The organism is Methanospirillum sp., from assembly GCF_035560735.1.
GTDB lineage: Archaea > Halobacteriota > Methanomicrobia > Methanomicrobiales > Methanospirillaceae > Methanospirillum.
Window position 1 is genome coordinate 1 of the sequence record NZ_DATMYY010000417.1, and the last position, 3,341, is coordinate 3,341.

The 3,341-nt window shown below is 46.8% G+C and carries 1 protein-coding gene; it reads left to right on the forward strand.

All coding sequences use genetic code 11. The features are described 5' to 3' along the window. Positions 1-204: 204 nt before the first annotated feature. The coding region (gene ileS, locus VN429_RS12505; RefSeq protein WP_325633830.1) for an isoleucine--tRNA ligase at positions 205-3,341 on the forward strand (3,137 nt) is incomplete at its 3' end.

Sequence of the window (3,341 nt, forward strand, 5' to 3'; positions counted from 1 at the left end):
TCTGGATTCAGTGGTGGAGGAGGAGGCTTTGGTGGCGGCGGTGGATTTGGAGGAGGAGGTGCCGGTGGGTGGTAATTATCACCCTCGAATCTCTTTTTTTTATCAATCTTTTTTCCTGATTTTTCCATTCCGGAAGAGACCGGAGACCGCAAAGACCTTTCTATGGTCAGGTCTAATTAATAAAGGAATTTTTGAGGGGTATCCTTGCGAGAAGTCACCAGTAGTTATGTTGCAAAAGAGATCGAGACATCAGTGCGTTCATTCTGGACTAAGAACTCGATCTACAGCAGGGTGAAAGATCAGAATAAAGGCAAAAAGCCCTGGTTTTTTGTGGATGGTCCACCGTATACAACCGGTAACATTCACCTGGGGACTGCCTGGAACAAGATCCTCAAAGACAGTATTCTCAGATACCACCGGATGCTTGGGTATGATGTCACTGACCGGGCCGGCTATGATATGCACGGGCTGCCGATTGAGGTGCGAGTCGAACAGGAACTTGGGTTTGAGAACAAAAAAGATATCGAAGCCTACGGCATCAAGACGTTTATTGAGCGGTGCAAACAATTTGCTATCTCTCATAAAGAGACAATGTCTGAGCAGTTCCGCTCTCTTGGAATCTGGATGGACTTTGATAACCCGTACCAGACAATTACACCAGATTACATTGAAGCAGCTTGGTGGGCACTCAAAAAAGCCCATGAGAAAAAACTTCTTGAACGTGGTCACCGGGTGGTCAACTGGTGCCCTCGTTGTGAAACTGCCATAGCAGATTCTGAAGTTGAATATTGGGACGAGCAGGACCCCTCACTCTTCGTCAAATTCCCGATTACCGGAAAAACCGATGAATACCTGGTAATCTGGACTACGACACCATGGACTCTTCCGGCTAATGTGGCTGTTGCTGTAGATAAGGATTTTATATATGCCAGGGTTGCTGCACAGAAAACAGGCAAAACTGAGTACCTCTGGATAGCTGAAGCTCTGGTAGAAGATGTTTTAAAGAAGGGTAAGTACCAGGACTTTTCGATTCTAGAAAAGAAGACCGGAAAGGAACTAGCCGGTACCAGGTACTCATCACCACTTGCAGAACTGGTCCCAAGACAGAAAGAGATTGATCACCGTGTAGTCATCGCTGGTTTTGTTGAGATGGACAATACCGGTATGGTTCATATCGCTCCTGGTCACGGATGGGATGATTATTTGCTTGGTGTTCAAGAAGGCTTAGATATCTTCTGTCCGGTTGATGGGGCTGGCCATTATACAGATGATGGAGGAGTCTTTGCAGGAAAATTTGTCCGTGATGTAAACGATGAGATTGTTGAGGCCCTGGGTGATTACCTCCTGGCCCGCAAGAGAATCACTCACCGGTACGGGCACTGCTGGCGATGTAAGACACCGATCATCTACCGGGCAACTGAACAGTGGTTTATCTCAATCCCAAAGATCAAAGAGCAGATGCTCAGTGAGATAGCCTCTACAACATGGTACCCCGACTGGGCTGGAAGTGCCAGGTTCCATGACTTTGTCTGTGATGCCCGTGACTGGTGTATCTCAAGACAACGGTACTGGGGTATCCCTATACCGGTTTGGGAATGTGAAGAGTGTAAAAATCAGATGGTCTTTGGTACAATGGCAGAACTGAACAAGGCTGCCGGATCAAACCTCACTGATCCTCACAGACCTTATGTTGACGAGATTACCATTCCCTGTTCCTGTGGTGGCACGATGCACCGGGTTGAGGATATCTTTGATGTCTGGTTTGATTCTGCAATGGCTTCCTGGGCCACCATCGGATACCCGGGAAAGACCGAGGCGTTTGAAAAACTCTGGCCAGCCGACTTTATTCTTGAGGGACAAGATCAGACCCGCGGATGGTTCTATTCACAACTAGGTGCCTCAACTATTGCCTTCAACAGATCTCCTTATAAGCAGGTTCTCATGCATGGGTTTTCACTTGATGGAGACGGTCGCAAGATGAGCAAGAGTCTTGGCAACGTGGTCAGCCCTGATGAGGTAGTTGAAAAATTTGGTGTTGATGTGCTCCGACTCTATCTTCTCTCTTCAAATGCCCCATGGGAAGATCTCAAGTTCAACTGGGAGAATATATCAACAGTCAACCGAACTGTAAATATCCTCTGGAATGTGTACCGTTTCCCGCTCCCGTACATGATCCTTGATGATTTTGCTCCATTTTCAAAGGACGGAATCTGGAGTCCTGACTTCATTACCCGCTCCCTGCGTGAGATGCCTGATGAGGATAGATGGATCATTTCACGGATCAATACTCTGGCAAAGCAGGTTACAACTGACATGAAAGAGTATAATCTGCACCGCCTGAGCAGGTCACTCCTGAACTTTGTTCTTGAAGACCTCTCCAGATGGTATGTACAGATTGTTCGTCCGAGGATGTGGCTGGAAGAGGACTCACTAGACAAGAAGTACGCGTACGAGACGATTTACTACTGTATGCGGACGATATGCAGACTACTTGCCCCCTATGCACCACATATTGCTGAGGATATTTATGGAAACCTCAGACTTGAGGGAGATCCGATCTCTATTCATATGCTTTCATGGTATGCAGGAGAAGAAAGGCTCATCGATGCAGATTTAGAGACCCGGATGGGCATAATCAGGTCATTTGATGAAGCTGTAGCAAATGCACGACAGGCTGGAAAGAGAAAACTCCGTTGGCCTGTCGGAACCATCACTGTTGCCGCTCACAACGATGTAGTTGGAAAAGCATTCCACAGCATGTATGATCTTGCCTGCCAGAGGGCTAATGCACGTGAGATTGTTGTAATTTCCGGTCAATACGATAAGATCCTCTGGAAAGCTGAACCAATAATGAAGAAGATAGGTCCTTCTTTTGGAAAGATTGGACCTCAGGTAAAAGCATTAATCGAAGGTTCAGATGTAAATGAGATGCGAAAACAGATCGCAGAAAAAGGATCCTATACCATTGCCGGTCCGGAAGGAGATATTGCAATCACTTCCGAACATGTGATGTTTACCGAGGTCATGCCCGAAAACATCTTCTCTGCGGTTATGACTGATGCAACAGTCTTTGTGGATGTTACACTAACTGCTGATCTTGAGGCTGAAGGATATACACGGGAGATCATCCGCAGAATCCAGGAGATGCGAAAACAGATGAACCTGAATGTTGAGGAGATGATCATTATCGATGCCATTGTGCAGGATTTACATCTCTATGAACTTCTAACCAGCCCCTGGCAGGAGGTCATCCAGAAAGAAGTCAGGGCTGCCTCTCTTACACTACATCAAGACAATAGTTCACGTGATACTACACTCTGGCAGCTGGATCGTGACTGGGA